The organism is Aeromonas sp. D3, from assembly GCF_027705025.1.
GTDB lineage: Bacteria > Pseudomonadota > Gammaproteobacteria > Enterobacterales > Aeromonadaceae > Aeromonas > Aeromonas salmonicida.
This window is the reverse complement of sequence record NZ_JAPDBE010000035.1, coordinates 1-25,396: the sequence shown is the minus strand read 5'-3', so window position 1 is coordinate 25,396 and position 25,396 is coordinate 1. Positions and strand designations below refer to the sequence as shown.

At 53.4% G+C, this 25,396-nt stretch carries 22 protein-coding genes; 5 read left to right on the top strand and 17 right to left on the bottom strand.

Annotated elements, in window-relative coordinates:
- Nucleotides 1-3: 3 nt before the first annotated feature.
- Entirely contained in the window at nt 4-1,608 is a 1,605-nt protein-coding gene (locus OKC28_RS17500) for a phospholipase effector Tle1 domain-containing protein (protein ID WP_088814007.1), read from the bottom strand.
- A gap of 866 nt (nt 1,609-2,474) precedes the next feature.
- Here OKC28_RS17500 and OKC28_RS17495 point away from each other — a divergent pair.
- From OKC28_RS17495 to OKC28_RS17485, 3 genes are all read left to right on the top strand, one after another.
- The gene (locus tag OKC28_RS17495; RefSeq protein WP_171277323.1) at nt 2,475-4,448 is read left to right on the top strand and encodes a hypothetical protein; all 1,974 of its coding nucleotides are present in this window, start codon (nt 2,475-2,477) and stop codon (nt 4,446-4,448) included.
- A 128-nt stretch (nt 4,449-4,576) separates the two neighbouring features.
- Nucleotides 4,577-4,903 carry a hypothetical protein gene (locus tag OKC28_RS17490; protein WP_258057410.1) on the top strand — a complete coding sequence of 109 codons (327 nt, stop codon included), beginning with the start codon at nt 4,577-4,579 and terminating at the stop codon, nt 4,901-4,903.
- A gap of 107 nt (nt 4,904-5,010) precedes the next feature.
- Nucleotides 5,011-5,679, top strand: a complete 669-nt coding sequence (locus OKC28_RS17485; RefSeq protein ID WP_270690590.1) for a hypothetical protein — start codon at nt 5,011-5,013, stop codon at nt 5,677-5,679.
- A gap of 246 nt (nt 5,680-5,925) precedes the next feature.
- On the opposite strand, the gene OKC28_RS17480 is transcribed toward OKC28_RS17485, so the two are convergent.
- The 4 genes from OKC28_RS17480 to OKC28_RS17465 form a co-directional block, all read right to left on the bottom strand.
- A complete protein-coding gene (locus tag OKC28_RS17480) occupies nt 5,926-6,075 on the bottom strand; it encodes a hypothetical protein (RefSeq protein WP_270690587.1) in 150 nt (49 codons plus the stop codon).
- Nucleotides 6,076-6,457: 382 nt separating this feature from the next.
- Complete coding sequence (locus OKC28_RS17475; protein WP_157669162.1) at nt 6,458-6,859, bottom strand: hypothetical protein; 402 nt, start codon at nt 6,857-6,859, stop codon at nt 6,458-6,460.
- A gap of 47 nt (nt 6,860-6,906) precedes the next feature.
- Nucleotides 6,907-7,659, bottom strand: coding sequence for a hypothetical protein (locus OKC28_RS17470; protein ID WP_088814015.1), 753 nt, complete (start codon nt 7,657-7,659; stop codon nt 6,907-6,909).
- An 18-nt stretch (nt 7,660-7,677) separates the two neighbouring features.
- Nucleotides 7,678-8,022 (bottom strand): hypothetical protein, encoded by a 345-nt coding sequence (locus OKC28_RS17465; protein ID WP_088814016.1) that lies wholly within the window; start codon nt 8,020-8,022, stop codon nt 7,678-7,680.
- Nucleotides 8,023-8,476: 454 nt separating this feature from the next.
- Between OKC28_RS17465 and OKC28_RS17460 the strand changes: the two genes are divergently transcribed.
- Nucleotides 8,477-9,706: a ParA family protein gene (locus OKC28_RS17460; RefSeq protein WP_088814017.1), complete on the top strand. Its 1,230-nt coding sequence runs from the start codon at nt 8,477-8,479 to the stop codon at nt 9,704-9,706.
- A complete protein-coding gene (locus OKC28_RS17455; protein WP_088814018.1) occupies nt 9,706-10,704 on the top strand; it encodes a ParB N-terminal domain-containing protein in 999 nt (332 codons plus the stop codon). Before OKC28_RS17460 ends, OKC28_RS17455 begins: the two co-directional genes overlap by 1 nt.
- Before the next feature lie 119 nt (nt 10,705-10,823).
- Here OKC28_RS17455 and OKC28_RS17450 read toward each other — a convergent pair whose 3' ends face one another.
- The 12 genes from OKC28_RS17450 to OKC28_RS22955 all read right to left on the bottom strand — a co-directional run.
- Nucleotides 10,824-11,573, bottom strand: coding sequence for a PRTRC system ThiF family protein (locus OKC28_RS17450; protein WP_088814020.1), 750 nt, complete (start codon nt 11,571-11,573; stop codon nt 10,824-10,826).
- A gap of 41 nt (nt 11,574-11,614) precedes the next feature.
- Complete coding sequence (locus OKC28_RS17445) at nt 11,615-12,361, bottom strand: hypothetical protein (RefSeq protein WP_088814021.1); 747 nt, start codon at nt 12,359-12,361, stop codon at nt 11,615-11,617.
- Entirely contained in the window at nt 12,342-13,673 is a 1,332-nt protein-coding gene (locus OKC28_RS17440) for a hypothetical protein (protein ID WP_198318507.1), read from the bottom strand. The genes OKC28_RS17445 and OKC28_RS17440 overlap by 20 nt, the downstream gene beginning before the upstream one ends.
- Before the next feature lie 20 nt (nt 13,674-13,693).
- On the bottom strand, nt 13,694-13,894 hold the full coding sequence (locus OKC28_RS17435) for a hypothetical protein (RefSeq protein ID WP_088814023.1): 201 nt from the start codon (nt 13,892-13,894) through the stop codon (nt 13,694-13,696).
- Between the two features lie 298 nt (nt 13,895-14,192).
- Nucleotides 14,193-14,408 (bottom strand): hypothetical protein, encoded by a 216-nt coding sequence (locus OKC28_RS17430; RefSeq protein WP_157669163.1) that lies wholly within the window; start codon nt 14,406-14,408, stop codon nt 14,193-14,195.
- A gap of 11 nt (nt 14,409-14,419) precedes the next feature.
- A complete protein-coding gene (locus tag OKC28_RS17425; protein WP_171277344.1) occupies nt 14,420-14,917 on the bottom strand; it encodes a hypothetical protein in 498 nt (165 codons plus the stop codon).
- 125 nt (nt 14,918-15,042) lie between these two features.
- Entirely contained in the window at nt 15,043-16,197 is a 1,155-nt protein-coding gene (locus tag OKC28_RS17420) for a DNA polymerase III subunit beta (protein ID WP_088814026.1), read from the bottom strand.
- A 285-nt stretch (nt 16,198-16,482) separates the two neighbouring features.
- Entirely contained in the window at nt 16,483-18,237 is a 1,755-nt protein-coding gene (locus tag OKC28_RS17415; RefSeq protein ID WP_157669164.1) for a PRTRC system ParB family protein, read from the bottom strand.
- A 164-nt stretch (nt 18,238-18,401) separates the two neighbouring features.
- Nucleotides 18,402-21,278: a helicase-related protein gene (locus OKC28_RS17410; protein WP_270690575.1), complete on the bottom strand. Its 2,877-nt coding sequence runs from the start codon at nt 21,276-21,278 to the stop codon at nt 18,402-18,404.
- 36 nt (nt 21,279-21,314) lie between these two features.
- Nucleotides 21,315-24,281 (bottom strand): Tn3-like element TnAs3 family transposase, encoded by a 2,967-nt coding sequence (locus OKC28_RS17405; protein ID WP_001138064.1) that lies wholly within the window; start codon nt 24,279-24,281, stop codon nt 21,315-21,317.
- A gap of 2 nt (nt 24,282-24,283) precedes the next feature.
- A complete protein-coding gene (locus tag OKC28_RS17400; RefSeq protein ID WP_000147567.1) occupies nt 24,284-24,844 on the bottom strand; it encodes a recombinase family protein in 561 nt (186 codons plus the stop codon).
- Between the two features lie 125 nt (nt 24,845-24,969).
- Nucleotides 24,970-25,396: DUF3330 domain-containing protein (locus OKC28_RS22955; protein ID WP_058662800.1), on the bottom strand; the 427-nt coding region annotated here is incomplete at its 5' end.

Here is a 25,396-nt window from a genome sequence, read left to right as displayed (position 1 = left end):
TGGTTACTTCCCCTGTTGCTGCTGGTACACCCTGCGCCTTCTGGATGGTGCAGGCGCATTGACGAAGATCCCGGCCGATGTAACCCAACTGTCCGAACAGTGGGCGTACTGGCTCATGACCAGGTGCTCTTGCTCTGGTGTCAGTACCGGTAGCCCGCCCGATGTGGCTGCAGCCTGGTATGCGGTGAATACAGGCTCGAGCTCACCGGGTATGGGGTCGGAAATCGCTTCAAGCGGTGCGCCGGCCTCGGCGGCTAACTGCTGCATGAGGTGGCCAGCCAGCAGCTGCAGTTCTGGTTTCACATGTCTGGTCATAACCGTGTTGGCTATATAGCCGTTACGCCCTCCCGCTGGCGTTGGGACGAAGTATTCATGGAGCTCGTCTTTTAGTTGTGATGGGTCTGCCAGATATGCCTTGTAGGTATCCTGTGCCTCATAGTATCGCTTGGCGGCCTCCTGCTTGAACACCTTCAATGTGGCTTGGTCGCCCTGCATAATTGTCGTTTCAAGGGGCCTAGCAACAGGTATTCGTTCTTCACCGGCAAGGTAACCACCGCCTATGTCGCTATGGGCGCCGTACAGCGGGATCTCTCGATGTGTCGAGCTGACCGAGTTGAGGGCAAAGTTGACCCGATATTCGTGGTGGGCGGTAAGTTGCACCACCTGGTCAGCGCATCCAGGGGCGAGGTAGAGATATACACCCAGGTTGTCAGCGTCAGTCGTGTCTAGGCCATCGCTAAAGGAGCCTATGGCGGCAACCGTGTCGAACAGGCCGACAAATCCAACTCGGACAGGCCGGCCCAAATCGAGGCCGAGCAGCTTGTTGGTGAAATGGCGGGCCACCGCGGCTCCACGACTAAACCCGAACACGTCAATTACTACGGGGCCAGGGGGGAGGGATTGGACTTTGCCGGCCAGTTGATCCAAGCCTTTCTGAGCCTTCATTATTACGCCAGTTGCACCGATGCCAAGAGCCAAGCCTTTTGAGTCGTCGGCCTGCCCAGGTTGTGTGCCGATCCCCTCGATATAGATGGCCGGCCCCGTGTAGGCGCCGTACAGGCGAGCCACGTTGGTTGGGCCGTTGTCGTAAGACGTTCCGGCGCCAATCAGCTTCTCTATTGACCGGCAAACGACGTCACTGGCCTTTTCGCACTGCTCCCTGAGCTCACTGTTGTTCCTGTTGTTCTGGGTGCCATCGAAGAAGATGCCGATCCGATGTTCCGCGGGATCAACCAGCGTGACAAGAGGGGTCGCCGGCGAACAGGCAGGTGTTGGTGGTGCTGGTGGTTCTGCTGGGACGCTGGCTGCTTTTGCCCGAGGCCCTTTGTTGTCGCCGACCGTTGTCCCCTGGGCGGGCTGAATGGTGTTGCTCATAGGTGGGCAGCCACACGCAACATAGTCCCCCTGCAGCGCAACTGGGCCGCCAGGCCCGATAATGGAGCGGGGCCCAACGGCTACGATAGGGCCTTGTCCGACTTTACAGGCTGGGCAAATCGCTATCATCCCGATATAGGTGGTTGGAGAACCCTCACTGAGCCAATTGTTGTCCCCGTCTTGGATCGTTCCACCAGTGCTCGTTGGATCCCCTTTCCTTGCTACGTTTCTCATCAAATGCCTCCGCATCGAAAGGCGTATATTAATCCATGTGGATCTGATGGATGCTGAATGAAGCTGAATAGTGAGCTTTGAGCGTCAGTTTGCGTCGTCGCGCCCTGTCACACCCTAGTTAGGATCGAACTGAGAGCATTGGCTTAACGAGAACTGGATCCTATTCGGACGGATTTAAGTCGACGACTAGCGGTAGGTTATTGATGGTGTGAGGTAAACGTGGAACTGTTAAAATACGGATCCAGAAGATCCAGTGGATCCATTGGGTGGATCCGATAGGGTGGGACTGTTTTTTAAGCAGATTTGCACCCAGTTCTAAAATCGCAGGAATGACGGTTTTTAGGGCCTTCATCGCTGAGGCATACCATCGCATTGCCTCGGGGTCTCCACTCCATCAGAACGCCGTGTAGGGCCTCATTTTAGCTCTCTCGAACGCAGCAATCGGATAATGAGTGCGAAAATGGCTTTCATCGAGAAGAGAACGACTGCACCTTATTATAGATCATTGATCTCTTTCTTTTGATCTTTTGATCTCTTGATCTCTTAATATCTTAGATCTGTTGAAGATCTTTAAAGATGGAGGTCTCATAACATAATGATGTATATAGGTTTTTTGGTTCTTATGTTATATGCCGTGCTCCGCTATGTTATATGCCGTGTTCCTCCATGCTATATGCCGTTGTTTCCTATCTACTATGCCGTGATGTTCTATGTTATATGCCGTGATATGCTATGTACTATGCCGTGGTCTCTTATCTACTATGCCGTCAAGCCTCCAATGAGGCCTAAAGTGTAGGTGTCAACAGGTTATTAACAGGTTCTAGACAGGTTATGTTCAGCATATGCACAGGGGGGAGGTGGCACGCATGAGTGTTGATAAAATTAGCTGCGCGAACGCGATTTTAGAGGCGTATTTAACCAAACAGGGATTTCCTGCTGACGTAATCAAGGTTATGGCTCCCCCGCTTTTACCAAAAATTAACAAGTCGGCTGTCTCAATGCTGCTGAATTTCGTGTCAACGGCACCTGAACTGTCAGTAGAGCGAGCCCTGGAGATCATTTGGCCAGCAATGGACAAAATGACGTTGCTAGTGGATGAAGCCAATGAACAGAATGTAGGGGGATCTGAAGAAATAGGGCCCCCTGAAACTACTGTCGTGGCGAACACAAGAGCCCCGGTTGTGATCGAACAAGATTCGGACTACCTAGTTGAGTACGATAGGTATCAAGCCCGCTCCTTGTACCCAGATCGCAGCCCTCCCCCTGAGAACATTGATTTGCACCTGGATATGACTCTGAAAACGGGGATGTTCCGAGTGCTAGCAAGCGGGAAGACGCACCCAGCATTGGATGAGCATAGAATTTACCATCTGACTACCCCGCTTAGCAGTGGTCACGCTTATATGTCTCTGAGGGGGCCAACTCTCAACACTCAAATGGATTTGGTCTCTTATATTTGCATCACTCACTGGTTGGGGCGGCTGTCAAAAGATAGGTTTGAGCAGGCCATCATCAAGCCAATTCGTATGAGCATAGAGCGATTTTTCTCGCCGATTCCTGAGGATATGCGGCCATCGGATTACCTGTTGGACAAAAAAATCGTGGACTCGCTTGCAAGGCTAAAGAGCGTTGCTCTGCTCTTTTACCCAACGCTTGATGATGCTGATGAAACTAGCCGTAAGAGATCGGTCATGATTGCGAATATCGTTGGTACTCTGAGGCTGGAACCCGATGGGACAATAGAGATATCCCCGACCCCTGAGCTCCGGACCTTGTATCTGAGCACTAAAAAGCTCGTTCCAATAAACCGAAGCGCAGTTATTCAGCTGAACTCACAGATGGCCCGCCTGCTAGCGCTATGGATCGCTGCTAGGTCTGGCAAGCTAATTGGACGCAGGGTGTTTCTGAATCTGCGGCCTATAACGGTTCTTGAACTCCTGCGTGAGATTCATCCACGCGAGACAGGTCGGCACAACCACAATGATCGCCGGCAACTCTCATTGGCCCTTAACGAACTGCTGAGTGCGGGACTGATCGATGTCGATATTAATTATCGTAACGTAAAGTCAAAGGACAGTGATGAACGACTCACACTGGCAACGGAAATTCACTTCAAATCGCATTCAATCGGGGATGCTCGGTCCGTAGCGAATGCGGACCTTATACTTCCAGTAATCGATGTGCCCAAAAAGCGGGGCCGCGGTAAGGCGTATAGCACTGAGGTGGCGGAGGAACTGCAGGGGCTCAGTTTCACGTCATCAAGTACGAATCCATCCGCGAGAACCAAGCCTAAAGAGTGGCTATCTGCTAACCAAGACGCGGTAGAGCGGATAATGTTGGGATTGCGAAAGGCAGCCAAGAAGTCACCGGCCAGCGCTCGCCTTTTGCTCAAAGGGGGTGACGATCGTAAATTGACCAGTCTGGCTAAGGTGTTTGAATCGGTGGATCGTGATGCAGACGCCACACTGTTGCGTCAGATTGCGAGTCATGACCCACGCAAAAGCAAACAGTCAGAATTTGAAACGATTCTCCGCTCTATCCCGCTTAAACAGGCGCATCTTCGAGTCGCGTTCTGGTATAGGGATAACGCAGAAACTATCGCAAGATTGAAAAAAATGCTCTCTTCCTCTCGGTCGCCGCTTGAAACTGCGGCTCAGATTCACAAGAGAGTATATTTCTCCCGCTTGGTAACACCCCTGAACGCTGTTGGTAGAACAGAGGATGCCAATTTTTTCAGCGGAACTTGGGAAGCAGGAAGAGAGTCGATTGAAAGCAATAAGCGGGATGACTGGAACCGGGCAGCAGCGGGTAGCCGTAGGAATAAGGTAATGAAGCTTTAGAGCCAAACAATCGTTGTTTTCAGGGGTTTGGTCGACACCCCACATCTCTAGCGTTCTAGGAGAAATCATAAGTGAGTCAGATACGGTATGCTCCAGTTATCTTGTTGGTCGGAGGGTGTTGGCTATGGATGGCTATCGGGAGCATCAATTTAGGGATGAAATGGCACTCGGTTGGCTCTGTTCGCCACAATGTCGAAGTCGTGCTTCCTAATGATAGAACTTTTGCCGGTGACCTCTCTGTTGACTGGAACGGGACTTACAATCTGACTGGTGCAGGCGGAAAAACTATTAAATTCAAAAACTTTAAGGAAATTTCTATTCCGAATGGTCAGGCCGCTAGCTCCTTCCCATATCGGATGGTGGTACCCTTCATCCTCTACTTCCTGGGTTCCCTGATCGCCTGCCATTTCTTCGGGCTCATCAACATGAGACTTCGGGATAAAACAAGTCGGTGATTCACCTGACACTTCTTGTTTTGGTCGTCTAGCCCCGCTCCGCGGGGCTTTGTCTATTCTTATGGAAGTCACCCGCCTCTGGGTGGTAGAGTAGGCATGAATCAAATATGAGCAATCCACTACGAGACGCTATGCCGCAACTCATCCTCGACGCAAACAAGGTCACAGAAACATTCCGTGATCTGGAAGTGACCGCAACCAACGGGGCGATGTATCAAGCCCTAGTGGGGCATGAACACATCCAGGAGATTGCGCCGGAGTTAGGCCTCGCTCTACCGCCCGGCTACCGCTTGGTCTGCGTGACTACTCGACTCGGTGTTGACAAGTTCGAGATAGCCTTGGTCAATGACTACACGGCTGAGGTCGCCTATTACAACCAGGTGATCATTGTTCACTATGAAGACCTGAAATGTCGCCCGGCCACCCAACAACGGGTTTGGCGCTCGTTCAATCAGCACCACAAGGCTGCGCTTCGAGATCTGCCGTCTGCGGTATTCTTCGGCTATATCCTGGCTCGATATGATGTGATCCTGAGTGATAACATGCAGACTGGGGAGGGAATGCACTTCTGGAAAGCCAGAATGTCCGAGGCGCTTTATCGTCGGCTGTACGTGTACCACTATCAGCTGATGACCGGAGAACTGCACCAGATCCGTACTGATGCTGAGTTGGCCTCATTGTCTGATCAGATATGGGGCAGCTCCCAGCCCCACGAATGGCAGCTCGCAATCATCGCCTGTAAGCCGTTGCCGCGCCCAGTTAAGATCAGCGCATAGACAGATCACGCAAAATGACCAAAGCCCCGCACTGCGGGGCTTTTTGTTGATAGATCTGGGGTTATCGAAGACGTAGCAGAGATAAGGGGCAGCATGTGTAGCTTCTACCACATCAGCCAAGTCAGTGAAGCAGTATCGTTAGATGCGCCAGCGACCGCCTTTTGCTTCGTGTTGATCGACTGCGGGACCCTCCCCTCCCCCTTTTGGTGGTGGCCCGGACTACTCGGCGGTCAGCTGCCTTGATATTCAACCGCAGGCTTCACGTTCGGCAGCATGGCCATCGGCTTTAGGCTCCTTGTTGACTATCCAGATTGGGTTCGCGGGCCGGCGATTGCCTGACGCATCCGCCCGGGCCACCAGCTCCCAACTGGCCACCCCGGCTTCGGCTGCAACCATGGCTTCGAGCAGCTGGGCTGCTGGGTGAGTGCAAGACGGATGGTGACCCACAGGACCCCAGGGCAAGTGGCGGAGATAATGTCAAAGCCATCAGTGTTACGTCCGGGATCTCAACCGGCAGCCAGCGCCTGCTGGTGCATGGCCATCCACTGAACTACCCAGATTGAGAATTTGTGCTCGCTGGTGCCCTGGATGGCTTAGCCCCTACCCGTGCTGGCGGCGGGCCTGCCGGTGTGCTGGTACTGACGGGTCATCGGGCCGGTGCCCTTGGCTGTCCCTGTGGGGGTACTGGACCTGGCGGCCTCTCGGACAGCGCATCGCCGAGTTGGCCAGAAGTGATTGAGCAAACAAAAGGCCGCACAATCGCTGTGCGGCCTTCTAATCATTTCGCCATCATGCCAAGCAAGTAACCTGTGATGCCAGAACAGATCATTGCTATTAACCAGGGAGCGTATGTAACGACATTCAGTTTACTTTCCCTCTCCTTCAATTCAGAGCGGGCTATGAATTCGAGCTCGCTCCTCATCGCATCGAGAGTGGAACGATGCACACGAATAAATCGCTCGTTCTCTTCATCGAGTCGCTCTAGCATGACTCCAAAGCGTGTTGCTGCATCATGTATCTCTTGCCGCTCGCGGGACAGCCACCTTAAAAGCGACTCAATCTTGCTAAACAGTTCGTGGTTTCGCTCCACCTCCCCTTGCAGACGGCTGGCTGCTTGAATCGCTTCGTACACATCACCAAGCATGGATGCAAAGATTGCCTGGTAATGTTCTGCCGGCAACACGCCCCCCTTCAACGATAGGGCGTCCGGTTGTCGGGGGGGGGTCATTAAGCTACCTGCTTAGTGAGACGCAAATCTCCCCAGACTGTGGTGAGCTTTTCAAGGAGCGGGATACAGCACATGCGAAGAGTGTGCATGGAAGTAAGCTCTTCTACCTTACTGGCATTGATCTCCACCCCTTCGGCACGAGCTTTCATAACGATCTCCTTTGCCTCACCCTTATAATCACGAGTATCAGCAACCACACTAGCAAGGCTCAGCCCCTGCCGCGACAGCATTTCAAACGCCGGGTTTTCTTCCACTGCCCACTTGAAGTCGGTGTCCACTTTGGTGTTCTTCTTCATGTATGACACGAAGCCTGCGAACTGGTCGAAGGAGAAAAATGTGGCCGGGATTTTGTTGAAAATCGGGCGAATCCGAGCTGGATCTACACCTATTTCCAACAGTGTGTTGATGGTTTCTGCCGCTTCGGCCTGGCAACGCTTCTCCGGTGTGAGGGGGACAAAGTAGTAGTCGAACTCTTTGCAAGAGTTACTGAACTTGCGAAGTCCGTCGATGAAGAACCGGACGTTGCTCATACCCACATCGATGATGGCCTCATCTTCTACCATGATGAAATTCATCAGATTAGAGAATTGACCACCGTTCATTGTGGTTACGTCAACACCAAGTGCATCAGCGGCCTGGTTCATGTCCTCAATCGAGAAGAGCTGCGCTGCGGGCATCATGGTTTTCAACCAGTGGGCAGACAGAACGGTTTTTCCCACAAATCCTGTTTTAGATACTACAACAATTTTCATCTAGTAATTCCTTAATATTCAGAGTGTTACCTTGCCTGCCCACACATCAACAACGGCCGGCTTTTCCACCCGATCAGGAGTGTAAGAAGGCAGTTGTTCCGCTACATGGCCACGGTGTACGGCGGCAGGAGCCTTATTTGGTTCCTCACTGGGAGCGAGAGGGGTTGGAGGCATCGAACTATGGTTTACCAATCTTTTCTGTCGACGTTTTACGAATGCGTTTATTGCAGACCTTGTTATCTCAATGTCGTACTTCTCCTCTAGATACTCACGGATCACCTCAAGCGAATGCTTTTCCCTCAGCTCCAGGATTTCATCTGTGTAGGGCTCGAGTTTCGATGCGCCTTTTCTGCTTGGTAACATAAGGTCCTCGCTAAGAGATGCTGTCTAAGTGCCAAGGATTGGTGGCTGTTGTGCTCATTTTCGCGCTTACCCTTGTCAACGCTTTGCATCATAAACGAATCACATTTGATGCAAGTCGTATCACCGTTGAGTTACCAACGTAGTTATCTCGTATCGCTGTTGAGCTACCGTTGTAGTCGCTTTGTATCACCTTGCGGTCGCAAAACGACCGTGTTTGGCCTCGCTGCAGATTTGTGGAGACGAAGAAATAAGCAGCTATTTCTGCCAATCAATCATTCCGGTGACGAAAGAATGTGTTAGGCCATCTGGTGTGCTTTTAGGCTTAGTTGGCCGCATATCACTGAGGGCAGAGATTGCGCTATCAGCGGCGCCTGGAGCCAAAAATTAGACAAACCTATAATTCCTGAATTATCATCCCAAGACCTAAAAACATGGAATTAAGGGGGATTGTTGAATGAGCAGTATATTGGCAAGGCAGCAACGCCTGGTGGGCTTCGAGAAACTCCGCGACCAAGCAAGAATGGTGTTGGGGTACATAGCCGATGTGAAGCAAGACCGCCGGGACTCCTCCATTGAGGACGGCTATCAAAGTGCGGTCTACACGATGTACCAGGTGCAGCGCTTACCTGAAATGACTCGGGCCAGGGTTGAAGGGGCCATCAAGGTGTTGCGAGAAGGTGGTCGAGAGTTTAGCCGGCTACCAGCAGAGAAAAACGCGCTCCAACCGCACACATTTTCTCATGCCGATGTGCGGGCCATTTATAAGGCTGCAGGTCAGCGTTCGTTTGCCGAGATAAAGGCCACTTTGGGCTCCGATACACGCGCCAAGGTGGTTGCTTGCCTCAACCTAAAGGGGGGGGTTGGCAAGACCACATCGACAGTCACCATCGCGACCGGCTTGGTTCATCATCGCAACCTGATCCGCCATCAATTACGGGTAGCGGTCATCGACATGGATCCCCAGGGGTCAACTTCCGTGGCTTTTGGATTCGCCGGGCTAGGTAAAATGCCACAGCATTCTGCAATCGAAGCCATTGCCACCCGGGCTACACCTGAAACGGTAAGGTCATGGATGCTGCCTACATCTAGCGATGGGCTATTTGTAATGCCGGCGGGTACTGCTGATGGTTTCTTCTCACTGCAGGCATACCAACACGCCGCAGATACCGGCATCAATATGACCGAATTGCTGACAAAATATGTCATTGATCCTATTCGTGATCACTTCGACCTCATCTTACTTGATGCGGGCCCTCATCTTGATGCGGCCTTGATTAACACCTTGCAAGCGAGTGACAGCTTGTTTGTTGCTATCGGCCTCGACCCGCTGGAGTTTGACTCGAGCTTGAAATTCCTCGAGTCCATTCATGGGTTGTTGGCGAATATCCCCTCCCCACACCTTGATCCCGCATCCGTGTGGCTTCTGGGCAGTAAATTTGACGGCACCAATCCACAGCATCTAGATAACTACATGATGCTGAAGAACCTTGAACCAGCGAAGTTGTTTGTCAACAGGATGGAGCAGCTGAGGCCATTCTCTTCTGTCACTGAAGATGGTCGAACAGTATTCACCATCCAACCTAAGCATTATGCAGGAGATACCAGGTCACTCCGACGCGCCCAGAACGTTGCGGAAAACGTTGTGGCTGAGTTTTTCTCTAACATTCTTGAGGTAGCGAACTGATGAACAAAAAGCGCACGCCAATGAGTACAGGCTTAGCGGCCCACATGGCCGCATCTGCAGTGGGGCAATCCACTTCAAGCGGTGTCTTCAGCATTCCTGAGGATGTTGCTGGGGGATTTCAGGACGCGGAAGAAGCATTGGCCAGCAAGATTCGATCGACCGGTGCTTTCCGGGTTATACGCCTGAAAAGCGGGCGCCTCGTGCGGCTGACGTCTGTCTATATCCCCTCTGCACATGTTGAGGAGCTAACCTATATCCACGAAGCGAACATTCGCTCCAAGTCCGGAGTGACTGAAGATACCGTAGATGACCTGATCGGCTCGGTTCGGTCTGGTGGCGTCGTGATGGAGGTGTTGGCTGTACGAGGAGCAGATACCAGGTACGGGATATTTGATGGCCAGCGTCGCCGATACTGTGCACTGTTGGCTGATAAAGGTTTGCCCATAGCTTACACCGACGAAACAGAAGATCTGAGCATGGCTGAGCTACGCGAGCTGAGCCGAATTGCCAACCTCACTCGGCCCAATTCGCTTTATGACAAAGGGCTGCATTATGCCCGGGTGATGAAGGATGAAGGGCTGGATGTACTCCAGGCCGCATCACTTTTCGGGGTGCATGAGTCAGAAGTCCGTGCCTCGCAGTGGGCACTCGAGATCCCGCTACCACTCTATGAACTGCTACCGGATGGAACCGGCACAGGGCGCCCAACAATACTGAATCTGCGAAGAACCTTAAAGCTACTCACGAAGGGACAAGTTGAAGCCCTGATATTATGGGCCCAAGGTAAAGAACCATACGCCTCAGCACCGAAAGCGCTGGCCGACATTGCCGCACAAGCAACAGAACTTGCGGGTGAAAAGCCGAAAAAGCGCACCAATGTGAATGTGATTGCCGGGATCGAGGTGAAGCAGAAAAAGGGCAATATCTTCGAACTGACCCTACCAGACGAAATCTCCAGTCAGCAACTGTTCGATCTCCTTGCCATGCTAAAGAAATGAGAAACAAGCTTGGGGGAGCTGGGCATGGAAGCAACAGCATCAATAGGACTCCACCAACATACCAGTAAATAAAAACCGCATCATGATGCGGTTTTTATTTAGGGTTGCGTTCATTGCATTCAGTGGGCCTTCGGAGAGTAACCGAATGATGACCACACTTTTTCGTCAATGGGCATGGGGTCAACTGATAACCGGTGAACGTCGAAAAACGCTCCGTGGGAGTCAAGACCGCCATGCCGGAACATATTCCACATGAGTTGGCCAACAATCCGGGCTGCCGTTGAGTTCACCCCGAAATCTTGCTTGGCAACGGCCTCCGCTGATGAACAGCTCTTGGAGAGGTCATCTTCCATCACCTCATACTGCCCCGCAAACAAGTCATAGGCTGTCGGCAAGCCCGCCCCCCCTATGACCACCTGCCCCGTCTTGTTATCATTACCTGCGTCAATCCAGAGGCTGTTTTCCTTGCTCAAGGTCGCAAACTTCGACCCGAATTGCACACGAAAACTTGGCTTGTCCACGGCGGTGATATATATGGTTGGACGGCGGCGATTAATGGGTTCCTGACCCACCTCATAGTCCCCCTTAGCTTCCCAAGTGAAACCGTTATAGCAACGCTCCGCATCGACCAAGGCTTGCGCTTTGGGTAATCCCAGATCTACCGCATGGAACCTCTGGCGACCTAAATTGGCTTCACGAACCGGAGAGCCATCATAGGCAGTTACATTGATGCCGGGATGACCAAGACGGGTCAAGAGATCATGTAACATTGACAGCTCACCCATTACAAAGCTGCCAGTACCTCCACACCCAATTAGCACAACATCCACTTCTTGAGATAAATACTCGATGGGGGTTTTCCACTTCATCGCCTTGCTCCTCCACTCAATTTTCGCAATTATCCCCTTCTTTATCGTGATGCAACCTGCTCAATCCAATCTCCGAGATAGCCAATTCTCGTCATTTGGGAGGCCGATATTGTCGGGATTACGCCGGTCCTTCTCCGCTCTACGTCCATCGCGACCCAAAACGCGGTCGGTGTAGAGCCATCGGCTATCGCTTGGGTGTTGTTACTGTGAGTTTTCAGCGCCTCGTACATGCAAGCCTCAATCTCCGGCAAGGTCGAGTAATCAATTTCGCGGGGCAACGTTGCACTTCCAATGCAAAACCCTCCCCCGTGGTAGCAGTTGGGCATCGGAACATCGTAGACATTGGTTTCGGGTGTAGGGCGCTCGTCGGTGTCCAGAGCGGCTACAGATAGCCGTGCCGACCCTTTCTGGACATTGAATACAAGTGCTGGCCAAAGGATCTTGAAGCCGTTCCGCTCACCACCCACCTGCAACCATAACATTCCTTCCCGCGAGGGTTGATACCATGTAATGGCGCTCGGGCTACTGAGCAGCACGTTGGCGGGTATGAATTGGTAGCTGCCCTTCGTGTTGCCCTGGGAGCGATCCAGCGAGCCGGTGAGGTCTGCCAACAGCGCCTGAATAGTCTGAATTGACAAGGGTTCGCCTAGCCCGATCTGGTCGTCAACGATGGCGTGTCGTGTAATGCCGGTCAGGTCAGCCATCTGCTCACTAGAGCTGGAAAATACGAGCGCAAGGCGGGGTAAACTCTGTTTCATCTGGCTGGTGTTATTCCTGACCACTTGCATGACCTGTTTCCTCTTTAACGTTGTTTCCAGCGACGTACACGGCAGCCATAATTGCAATGCTTCGCTGCCACGATTCCATGGCTACCAAAGTATCATCATTGATGTGGACGCAAACGCTAGAGGTACATAGATCCCCGTTCATGGCAAAATCGTTGTGAGTGTTGTAGGCATCATCTGCAAGCTCCCTGCGTGGCAGAGCCTTTGTTTCAAAGGGGATTTTAAAGTCAATGGATATGTCAGACTCGTCTTGATAGTCGAACACCTCCTTCGCTACCCTATTGGTCGCCATTTCCCTTTCAATGATTGTCTGAGCCCCCAACAGGAAGGCACTCAGAGAGGTGTTATCATCCACCTCACGCAAGCGGCCAAACACAGCCGTAAGCCCTCCTTCAGCTGTGATCTCTTTTTCTGACTGAGTGATTTCAGCCCAGCCAGCTTTCTGATGGCAATAATCAAAACAGCTCCATATAGCTGAGTATCCATCACCACCGAGTTCATCACTGGCATCTTTGACCTTCATAAGAACAGCCGTTGCCTCTGCTTTGCCACCGACAAGCAGCACGAGTTTATCGAAAAAGTCGGGAGCTTCTGTTTCGATGCTTGAAGCAGAGTCTATCTTGGATAATTCACTTTCTGCTTGCTCCAAATCGCCGATGAACTCGCGAATTTGGCTGGCCTCCAAAGTCTCGGGTAACTCAAGATCGTAACACTCAGTCATCCAGTCGAGAGTGTATTCAAAGAAGGCATTGCTTGGGATGAACCCTACAAGTGGGAGTTGCGAGAACATGAGGTTTTGAAATGCTGCGAGGTAGTCGCTGGACACTGACGATGGGAATACCATGAATTCGAGATCAGAGAACAGCCGGAATCTGAACTGCTCGCTGGCCTCACCGAACTCATTACCGTTACGGTCGTTAACAAGGCCAAAACTAAAATCAAGTATCTGCCTACAGGCTGCATAGTTTTCGTCAAACTCTACAGCCAACGCTTCCCCACCCACATTTATCAGTATCTCCCTCAGTTCGCGGGCACATACCTCCCCTGCCCGTTCAGCCCGCGTAGACAGCTCTTGGCATACCACATGCGCAAGATCCTCAAAACGACTCAGGCGCTCAGTTAGAGTCTGCGCTGCCACCAAATCGGTCAGTTCAGTAGCCCCCCAGCCGTTCTTGTGAGCCAGAGTGACCACAGGCTTCAGCAGTGGTGCAATTTCACCCAGAGAATGAATTGATGAATGGAAGCCATCTGCAGTCGCAAGCCCCGGCCTTGGTATGACAGCCCCGCGCAGACGCAAGGAGGGTGGTATATGCAAACGTGCGCGAGTCTGTCCTGTCAGCGAGGCCGGAACGCCCAGCCGGATTGCAAATCCCGCTCGGTTGGTGCTCGCGCAACTTTCTGAGCAAACTGCATCCATTTCACTTTCTCCTTGGAAAATTCTTCGAGGTAATTTTGTTCGGAAACTTGCTCAGTTGGCTGTTCGGGTTCAGCCTCAATTACATCCAGCCATGCGGCTAATTCATCATGAGTCGGCATGTAAGCACCTCCAATGCAGCTAGTATCCCTTAGAATTTTCAGACGCAAGATCAGAGCAAGCCCCAAAAAATACAGTGTATTTTTGTTGATCTTCCGCACGGCCGTTAACAAGTTGGAAACAGAAATACACTGTATTTTTCGACTATATGTTCACCGACAACAGCACTCCATCAGAAGTGCCGGATCGCTCAAGCCCCCCCCACTTAGAGCGAATGACTAGCGGGTGAATCCACACGCCCAAACTGATAAAACCGCCTTGCGGCGGTTTTAGATCTAGTCCCCCTCTCCCACCCAACATCTAGCCGTTGGTTTTGACTGGTGGAATTAGAAATTCGTATTGCAAGGTATCCCCGACCAGCAGGCCATCTGTCTCGTACAAGGTTGTCCAACGAACCTGTGGGTAGGTGGCTGATAGGATCTGCTGTGCTGTTTCGAGTGGCAGGCCAGGAACAGGGTCATCTACGATAGCAGAGCCAATTTTAAAGGTGCGACGCAGTGAGTTGATGGTTTGCATATTGACTCCCCTTAGATACCCAAAGAGGACAAAATATCTTTGTCAAAAAGTGCTTGGGGTTCAACTTGTTCCTGAGCTGCCCCTGCCCCTGCCCCTGCCCCTGCCCCTGATGCAGCTGGACTCTCTCCATCAGCCACCGACTTTGTGACCCCCCCCTTTTTCTTCGGCTCAACATCCTTGACTGCAGCTTGAGAGACAGCCTTCTGCAATTGCTCAGTGATGCTTGGTTGGCGCAATGTATTCGAGAGATTGCGAGCGTACTCGTCAAGGATCTCAGCCAATCGTGTGTCAATGTCACTCAGAGGGGCGGAAACGACAACTGGAGTGGTTAGGGCAGCACGGTAGGCTTGATTCCCAGTCTGATAACCTGCCCCCGTAACATTAGCCGCAGGAGCCGAGAGGACGGGGATGATGATGACCCGCGTTAACTCTGCCGAGCCGGACACTTGAAGGTTGAATTGACTCACCCCGAGGCGAGTGGAAAGGCATTCAATCAGGGGCTGGAACATGGACATTTCTCCGGTGTGGTTCTTGATTCAGTGGACTTAGGTTAACCCGATACCGGATGATGCAAGGGGGCATAGCGATTAGTTTGCCCCCCCTTAGAACGACAAAAGCAAGCTGTCAGATAACATCAAGCCTTAACTTGGGCCAACACCTGCAATGCAGTAATGTCAGTTTCAGAACGCATGAGAACCGCACTATTCTGCTCCGAGGTATCAATGGTCAGATTGACTATTGCACCGGACAATCCGCGCAGAGCATCGACGAGATAACCAACATTGAAGATGGCCGATACTCTGTCTAAGCCTGACGGCATCTTACAGGGGACGATCTCGGTTGCCCCCTCGTCGCTCCCTTCGTTCTTCGAGCTGATAGTGATCTCCCCAGCTTGGACTTGGACACGCACAGTTTGTTTGCGACCATCGGCCAATATCTTGGCTCTCTCAAGGCAGGAAATGAAATATTCTCTATCTACCCCTAGATCAGCCCAACCATGCCCAGAGGGATTCGGGACAACACGCTGCCAGTTGGGGTACTTTCCTTCCAGTAGGCTGAATTGTAGCTTCCAACCATGTACCGGACAGATGATGGCAAGGCGTGAAGCATCAAAGAGAACTACCAGCTCAGACCCCATCTTTGTCATTGAAATGATTTGCTGCACTTGCTGTTTCGGGATCAACAGCTGACGCCCCCGCACATCACCGCTAATACTGCTGATAGGGAACTCCCCTTTAGCCAGCCGCATCCCATCAGATGCCACAACTACAGCCATCGTATCGTCCAGCTCAACGCAAATGGAATTGAGTGTTGGGCGGCAATCATTTGTCGGAACCATACGGTTTAGACGGGTCAGAGTGGGAAGCAGATCGCTACTTTGGATGGAAAAGCGAGAGGTGTTATTACAAATATCTGGCTGAGGGAACTCGTCGGCTGACAAGCATACTAACTGGAACCGGCTACGCCCTGCTTGAACAATGCCTGAAAATTTATTGCCGTCAGAGGAAAACTTGACAGTCGCGGTTGCATCAACAGGTATCGAGTGAACGATGGCATTGAATTTAGCCGCATCAACACAGATAGAACCAGAGCCGCTGAACGAATCCATTTTCGTCATGCGGGACGCAAAGAAGCCACCATTCGTGGCTTGAACTGACAGAACGCCGTTCTCTGCAATTTGCAGTAGAAGGTATTTATGAATCTGTGAAATGCTCCCTTTTGCATGAGCTGCAACAAAGGTGATTGCGTCGGTAAAAGATGAACTGGATTTAAAGGTAAATTCCATCATAACGGTTGTCTCCTTGGTGAGTGGAGCAAACTTACGCCGTTACTTGATAATGCAAGTGCCCATCAGGTAGGGCTCCTTGCAGAAAATCCTCTGATGGATTGGAGTAAGGGAAGAAAACAAAACCTCAAATTAAACTGGGCCGGATGAACTGAGCCTGTTGTCACCCTTGCGAATCCAAGCCGATTACCCCCCCACTGGAGAGTTACCAGGAACAGGAAATAATGTGGAATAAGCATAGGGGATCCTAAAGGAGTGCCCCCCGCCTACTAGGCGGGGGGAGGGGGACTATTCGAACCCTTTGAGGTAAAAGCTGGGGGCGTAGCCTGACCAATCGAAGGCAAAGGATCCGACTGTCTTGATAAGGTCGCCTTTGCTCATACCGATAAGCTTTTTCAGTGCCTTGGCATCGTGGGCAGCCTCATAGGCAGTCAAGAAGCCGGACTCCTTCAAGATGAAGGTGATTGTATCTGTCGTGTACCTTTTCAGTCGCTCGGGTGTGGGAACCCATTGGGCTATAGCCTTCTCCTTAGCGTTAGGTGCGTGGGAGAGAGTGGCCATCATAACGTCCACCATCGGGCAGTAGCCGGTGCCGTCTAAACGCTCCACGATAAAGCTCATGGTGCTGGCGATCTCGCTTCGCAACGCCTCAATGCTCTTGCTGCTATCAGCGATGGTATCCGGCAGGGCGCGTCCAAAGGTTGCTTTGCCAGCAACGGACAAAAGGCTCGACAAAACAACTGATAGTTGGAACCGCTGTGAAGCCTCAACATCGCTTCCCCACGCATCAACGGCTGCGCGTCTAAGCATCATCTTGTGATCTGCAACCACCGAACTACTCAAAGAGGTTGCGGGATCACTATCGGTAGCCATTCTATTGGACACATTGGGAGTCAGCTTTTTTCCATCACCTTTTTGCAAGGGTTGAGCTGCGCTGGTGAGGGCGGGATCAAACCCTGCCGCCCAGTTTGCCATTTCAGTGATTTCAGCAGCTTCCGCCACTGCATCACGGTGTTTCGCAACACACGCTTTGAAGCAATCTGGGTCAGTACAACGATCTTCGAGCACATCACCTGCGGTATCAATGCGGTCATCAAGCAATGCAACACGCTTCGAGCAAGGCAAGCAGCCATCAAACATCTGCTCTGCGCCTACGGTGTCATGGCTTACATGGTTAATAGAACCTTGGGATACTTCGGATAGAACAATGATGGTGCCATAACGCTCGGCGAGTTCTTCCTTGCGGGCCGCAACCATATCAGCGGTTTTTTGTTTAAAGCACACGAGATTCCGGCAAACAGCCCCATCAACAACAGCGAACTCATTAAACAGGCTGGATTGTTGCTGGCTGTTGTGAGAGCAGGAGGCGCAATCTCCAACATCAAAACGCGCAGAGGTAATTGGTGCCGAGGCTTTACCCAGCAAGGCTTTGAGCGCATCCACGCTAAGGCTTTTCTCGGTAATTGAGGGCAACAGAGCGTTCTGTGCCTCAGCACTGATACCTGCGAGCAAATCAGCATGACGAAGTGAAACCTTTTTGGCTGAGATTGCATCAAGTACTGCCGGAGTGCAGCGAGTAAGATGCAGGCGTTGTTTGAGGCGGCCCAGCGACCAACCGAGTTGCTTGCGGGCTTCTTCGTAATCACCATTGCAAAGAGCTAGTGCCGTTTGGGCGGCGTGAGCTTCATCAACCGGCCCCATGTCTTCCCGCTGCAGGTTCTCCATCATGCCAATGGCAACGCCTTCTAAGTCACTGCAATTGACGACAAGGGCGGGGAGAGGGCAACCCACAATTTTGGTGGCATCCCAACGGCCATATCCTGCTAACAGCTCGAAAACACCTGCCACTTCTGAATGGGGGCGAACCGTCACCGGTTGGATGATCCCCCGCAGCCTCACATCAGCAAGAAAATCCGACCACTTGGTACTGTTGCGGCTGCCGCGACGTACGTTGCCCCACGGGGCTGCGACTACCTGACCAGCAGTGAGCATCACCAAAGAATCATCCGTGCGGTTGGAGGCGCCTTGTTCCAATGCGTTCATGTTCATAACCCCATTCTGGTTTCGATGGGGTTATGATCCCACGGCATCGGTCAATGCAAGGGAGGGGAAAGCAAACAAATATCCAGAAGTTAGGGCTGTCAAATAACAGACGAATATCTTTCGTCAACGAACAACCCCTGTGTCAGCAGGGGACACATCATTCCTCAAGCAGCCACTTGATGTGCTGAATGAGTGGCTGAATCTGCTAACTCCTTTTCAAGTTGCCGCAAAAATGGGATCAGTTCATCAAGCTCTGCTTGGGCGCTGAATGGCTTCGCAGCCTCAGTGCGATAGTCGGTAGAGTTCTTTGCCCAAGTAGCCATTTGTGCCGTGGCTATGTTTGGTAAGCGCGGCAAGTTATCGACAAGCGCGACAAAGGCGGCCATCACAGCGTTAATGCTATTGCGCTCTACATTTCTCAGCTCATAGTGATGACCAGAGGGGCCGCGAACTGTGAACTCGGTGGCGAAGCACAGCTTAGCGAAATACGGTTTTTCATAGACCAGAGTAGCGCCCCGGTAAGTAGCCATGTCGTGTTGACTGCCAATATCTGCACGGTAGTTCAGTCTGCTATATTTTGAACCGACAGCCGGGGCGGCGGCGGTTATGTTCAGACGATCTGTGGCCGTCGAATCCACCCCCATTTTTTCATATGTCACACCATCCACAGTGATCAACAACTCAGCCGCTGTGGCCGCAATGTTCGCTGCGTCGGCTCGAATCATCTGCATTTTGGTCGCCAAGGTTGCGCTTCTTTGCTCAAGGGATTGTGCCTGGTCGTCCAATCTGACGCGATTCCGGAACCAGTTATTCCGGGCTGCCTCAAGCTTTCGCAGTTTTGCCTTGCCTTTGACATGAGCCAGGATTCGCGGGTCATCGGCTACGATGGCGCTTAACTCGGCATAATCAATCGATTCATTTTGCTCTGTGTAGTGCCGGACTGAGCTATCGAGTTGACGGAACCGGCTGATAAAACGCTGCTTGGTGTTGAGCAAACCCAGTTGCCAAGCATCAAGACAGCGACGGGTGATTGGCACGACAATATCAATGGTGAACTCGGGATCATTCGCCCATAACAGGTTGCCTTGGCGCTCAATGCGGCCAGCTCGTTGAGCCAAATCACCCGGCCGATAAGGGAGATCGAAGTGAACCAACGAAACCAAACGCCGGTTGATATTGAGCCCAGAGCCTGCCAATTCGGTAGAGCCAAGCAAAATTCGGATCTGCCCCTCATTCATCATGTCACGCAACGCTTCCTTTCTCGTGTCCGTCCGGTAATCGTGGATAACTGCGATCTCATTGCGGGGGATGCCACCCTCAACCAATTTTTCTACCAGCTCATCGTAAAGGCTGAATGAACTGCAGACCATGGCGGTAAGTTCGAGCTCGTCCAGGCCTTCGATACGCTCTAACGCTTCTTCATCACCCTGCCTAGCAAGGTTGAATATTGCCGCCCACTCTTTCGAAGCTCCGGCACGATGGCGAGCGGGAATGCTGCGATCCATGAAGACCATCTGAGTGCCGCGAACGCTAGTTGTCGTTTGATATTTTTCGAGCAGGTAGCGCACTACGGTATTAATTTTGCTGTCCTGGTAGTCCGGTGCGTCTGGGTACACAAGCCGAGCATCTAGTGAGAGCATTCGCCCCCGGTTGAGCAATTTAAGGGGGTTGTTCTCCCGGTTATCGACTCGAGAATATGCACTGACGATTTCGGCGAAGCCGTTTTCCTGGTGCTCATTGGGTTCAATCACCAACTCGATGATCTTGCCCCCTGTGAGGGGAGGGATAGCACTTCGGCCATCAGCTAGTTTTGGCAAGACATTAGGCAACTGCTCAGAAGTAACTACATCAGCGAAGCCTGAGTAGATAGCTTGAAGCTCTGTCAAATTTGTGAATGTACTAATTCGAGTTCTCATCTTGTAGCCGCGCCCGGACGCCGCCAATTCATAGTCTGTCACTGGCTGGGCGAAGACTGCACTGAATGCGTCAAAGTGGGTCAGCTTCGCTGACTGAGTAAAATCTTCTGCCATCACTCGCAGATGGCGATGCGCTTCCACAACGGAGTTGAGGATTGGTGTTCCGGTAGCCTCAACATATCGCCCACCGGCACGCAGAACGGCACGGCTTTTGATAAATAGATCAAAGGCTCGCTTACTGCCTGATGCCTGGCCCATGCCAGCAACGCTTTGCAGGGATGAAGAATAGCTTAGGTTCTTACCGAATTGGCTCTCATCAATGATTAGAGTTGTGATCCTCAGGTCAGCAAAATCGAGCATTTCATCAGTGCGTTTTTTCACGAGCTCAGCAAGGTCAGCTTCTTTGCGCTGGATCCGCGTCTGCATCCGGCGTACAGATATCCGCTCATTTTTCAGCTCCGACAAACACCGGTGAAGATCATCAATCTCTGCTTCCAACATTTCGACCAAGAGATCGTGAGGGGCTGGGATTAGCCCGAACACACTCAACGGGATGATGCATAGATCGAAGTCTGTCATTGCAAGGCGGGCTAAGGCTGTTCGGCGTGTGGCCGGGGTCATCATTGTTTTATCGAGCACAAAGATGTTCATGCCAGGGAAAATGAATTGTGCGGCGGTGGCATGCTGAGCGACGAGGTGATTGGGAGCGACCAGCACTACACGCTCACATTTGTTAATGCGTCTTAGTTCGCTTGCTGCTCCGATCATTGTGAACGTTTTCCCGGCGCCGACAGCGTGATCTATCAAAGTGCACGACTCGTGAATGATCCGAGCAATGGCATTTCTCTGTGTGTGATATAGGTCAACTGCACTTCCAGCTAAAGGAAGGTGTGAACCATTATATTTGGGGGCAACAAAGCCGTTGAAATGTGCGTTATAAGCAAGCTCAATTTCGTTGCGTCGTTCGGCATCATCCAGCACCCACGACTCCCAGGCCGCTTTTATTTCCTCTGCTTTGTGCTGGGCGGCCATTGTTTCGTCCGGGTTAGGAACAGTCGTATTAGATATGCTCGGATGTGGATCGCGTACCTCAATGGCGCGATTGTTCAAAAGCGCAATGATCAAGGAGGGGTCGTCTCAGAAAACGGAAAATAAAGCACGCTAAGCCGGTTGCAGAGGCCGTAGCGGCCTGAACTTCCCCGCGCCGATCTTGGCGCTGCTGCGCCATAGGTAATCACCGGTCAGGTTGATGTGCTCCCAGCCGAGTGGCGACAGGTACTGCAATAGCGAGTCATCGACGGCATGACCATTGCCGCGCAACGCATGCGCCGCACGCTCCAGGTAGACCGTGTTCCACAGCACGATGGCCGCCGTCACCAGGTTGAGGCCGCTGGCCCGGTAGCGCTGCTGCTCGAAACTGCGGTCACGGATTTCACCAAGGCGGTTGAAGAACACGGCACGGGCCAGCGCATTGCGCGCCTCGCCCTTGTTCAGCCCGGCATGCACGCGGCGGCGTAGCTCGACGCTTTGCAGCCAGTCGAGGATGAACAGCGTGCGCTCGATGCGGCCCAACTCGCGCAGCGCGACGGCCAAGCCGTTCTGGCGCGGGTAGCTGCCGAGTTTCCTGAGCATCAGCGAGGCCGTCACCGTGCCCTGCTTGATCGAGGTGGCCAGCCGCAGGATTTCGTCCCAATGGGCGCGGACGTGCTTGATGTTGAGCGTGCCGCCGATCATCGGCTTGAGCGCGTCATAGGCGGCATCGCCCTTCGGGATGTAGAGCTTGGTGTCGCCCAGGTCGCGGATGCGCGGCGCGAAGCGGAAGCCCAAGAGGTGCATCAGGGCGAAGACGTGATCGGTGAAGCCCGCCGTGTCGGTGTAGTGCTCCTCGATCCGCAGGTCGGATTCGTGGTACAGCAGGCCGTCGAGCACGTAGGTTGAGTCGCGCAGGCCGACATTGACCACCTTGGTGTGGAATGGCGCGTATTGGTCGGAGATGTGGGTGTAGAAAGTCCGTCCTGGGCTGCTGCCATATTTTGGGTTGATGTGCCCCGTGCTCTTTGCCTTGCTAGCGGTTCGGAAATTCTGTCCGTCCGATGATGATGTGGTGCCATCGCCCCAGTGCCCGGCAAAGGGATGCCGAAACTGAGCGTTGACCAGTTCAGCCAACGCTGTCGAGTACGTTTCGTCGCGGGTATGCCAGGCTTGCAGCCAAGCGAGCTTCGCGTAGGTCGTGCCGGGGCAGGACTCGGCCATCTTGGTCAGGCCCAGGTTGATCGCGTCGGCCAGGATCGTGGTCAACAACAGGTTCTTGTCCTTGGCCAGATCGCCCGATTTCAAGTGCGTGAAGTGCCGGGTGAAGCCCGTCCACTCATCGACTTCGAGCAGCAGTTCGGTGATCTTGACGTGCGGCAGGACCATGGCTGTCTGGTCTATCAGCGCCTGCGCGGTGTCGGGCACCGCCGCATCCAGCGGCGTGATCTTCAAGCCCGACTCGGTGATGATGGCATCCGGCAGGTCGTTGGCTGCCGCCATGCGGTTGACGGTGGCAAGTTGTGCTTCCAGCAGCGTCAGCCGCTCATGCAGATATTGTTCGCAGTCGGTGGCCACGGCCAGCGGCAATTCGCTGGACTGCTTGAGGCTGGTGAACTTCTCGGGCGGTACCAGGTAGTCCTCGAAGTCCTTGAACTGGCGTGAACCCTGCACCCAGATGTCGCCCGAGCGCAGGGAGTTCTTCAACTCGGACAGCGCGCACAGTTCGTAGTAGCGCCGGTCGATGCCGGCGTCGGTCATCACCAGTTTCTGCCAGCGCGGCTTGATGAAGCCGGTCGGTGCATCGGCTGGCAGCTTGCGGGCGTTGTCGGTGTTCATGCCGCGCAGCACCTCAATGGCATCAAGCACGTTTTTGGCGGCGGGCGCGGCCCGCAGCTTGAGCACGGCAAGGAATTCCGGTGCATAGCGGCGCAGGGTGGCGTAGCTCTCGCCGATGCGATGCAGGAAATCGAAGTCATCGGGTTGCGCGAGCTTCTGCGCCTCGGTGACGCTCTCGGCAAAGGAATCCCAGGACATGACGGCCTCGATGGCGGCAAACGCATCGCGGCCTGATTGCTTGGCGTCGATCAGCGCCTGACCGATGCGCCCGTACAGACGTACCTTGGCGTTGATGGCCTTGCCTGACGCCTGGAACTGCTGCTGATGCTTATTCTTGGCAGCGTTAAACAGCTTACCCAGGATGCGGTCGTGCAGGTCGATGATTTCGTCGGTGACGGTGGCCATGCCCTCGGTGGCCAGCGCCACGAGAGTGGCGTAGCGCCGTTGCGGCTCGAATTTGGCCAGGTCGGCGGGTGTCATCTGGCCGCCCTCGCGGGCAATCTTGAGCAGGCGGTTCTGGTGAACCAGCCGCTCGATGCCGGTAGGCAGATCGAGTGCCTGCCATGCCTTGAGGCGTTCGATGTGTTCCAGCATATGCCGCGAATTTGGCTTGGCCGGAGACTGGCGCAACCAAGCCAACCAGGTCGTCTTGCCGTTGTCCCGGCGCTTGAGCAGATCGTCGAGGCGGCGGCGATGCGCGTCCGCCAGTGGTTCGGCCAAGGCGTCGTAGATGCGCCGGTTAGCACGGGTGATCGCCTCTGCACTCGCCCGCTCGACGGCGTTGAGGGCGGGCAGAATGACCGACTGCCGCCGCAGGTGCCCGATCAAGGCGCTGGCCAGCACGATGCCTTTGTCGGTTTGCATCGCCAGCTCGGTCAGCATCTGGACGGCCTGCCGGTAATGGCTCATGGTGAAGGGCCGGAAACCGAACACGGTTTGCAGCTCGCTCAGGTGCTCGCGCCGGGTCTGCTCCCGCTGGCCGTACTCGTTCCAGCTTTCGACGCCGACCTTGAGCTGGTCGGCGACCAGCTTCAACAAGGGCGGGAACGGTAGTTCATCGACGCCCAGGATGACGCCGGGAAAGCGCAGGTAACAGAGCTGCACCGCGAAGCCCAGCCGATTGGCTGGCCCGCGCCGCTGTCGGATGATCGAGAGGTCGGTATCGTTGAATGTGTAATGTCGGATCAGGTCGTCCTTGGAGTCCGGCAACGCCAGCAGGCTTTCCCGCTCGGCGGCGGACAGGATAGAACGACGTGGCATATTTACTGATCCGTTCTCAAGTATTGATACAGGGTTTCGCGACTGATTCCGAATTCACGAGCAAGCTTGGTCTTTTGCTCGCCAGCCTCGACACGTTGGCGCAGTTCGGCAATACGCTCAGACGACAGGGATTTCTTCCTGCCACGGTAAGCCCCGCGTTGCTTGGCGAGCGCAATACCCTCGCGCTGACGCTCGCGGATCAGGGCGCGCTCGAACTCGGCGAACGCGCCCATCACCGAGAGCATCAGGTTCGCCATCGGAGAGTCTTCGCCAGTAAAACTGAGGTGTTCCTTGACGAATTCGATATGCACGCCGCGTTGTGTCAGCGTTTGCACGATCCGGCGCAAATCATCGAGATTGCGCGCCAGGCGATCCATGCTATGCACCACCACGGTGTCGCCGGTGCGGGCGAAGCTTATCAGCGCTTCCAGTTGCGGACGCTTGACATCCTTGCCGGATGCCTTGTCGCTAAAAGCGCGATCAACCTTGACGCCTTCCAGTTGCCGTTCCGGGTTCTGGTCGAAGGTGCTGACCCTGATATACCCAATGCGCTGTCCAGTCATGGAATTCCCTGCAAAATGTCAGGGAAGACTCTATGACCTTCAACGAGATATGTCAATAAATTCAAAATTCAATCCTATCCTGACGCAATTTACACATGGCATCTGACATCAGGTTAGGGTATGCCTCAACCTGACGGCGGCGAATCACAAGCGTCCGGTTTGACGCTGGTTTCGGTCGCAGTGCTGGCCCGCGCCTGGAAGCGCTGATAGCACTCCAGCCCGCAGAAATGCTCCACGTACTCGGCCCCTTCCGGCGTGAAGGCGGCATCGAGCGGGATTTCCTTGCAGCACACGCAGCAACTGGTGCTCGGTTCATTGGCGTTCATGGTGGTGTTCCTCCATTGGTTGACGAAGCCGACGAAGGCCGCCGCCGGCATCGGCCTGGCGAACAGGAAACCCTGCACCGTGTCGCAACCCGCCTGCCGCAACCACGCAAGGCAGTCGGGTGTTTCCACACCCTCGGCTACCACCTCCATTGTCGTTTTCAGAAGACGGCTGCACTGAACGTCAGAAGCCGACTGCACTATAGCAGCGGAGGGGTTGGATCCATCA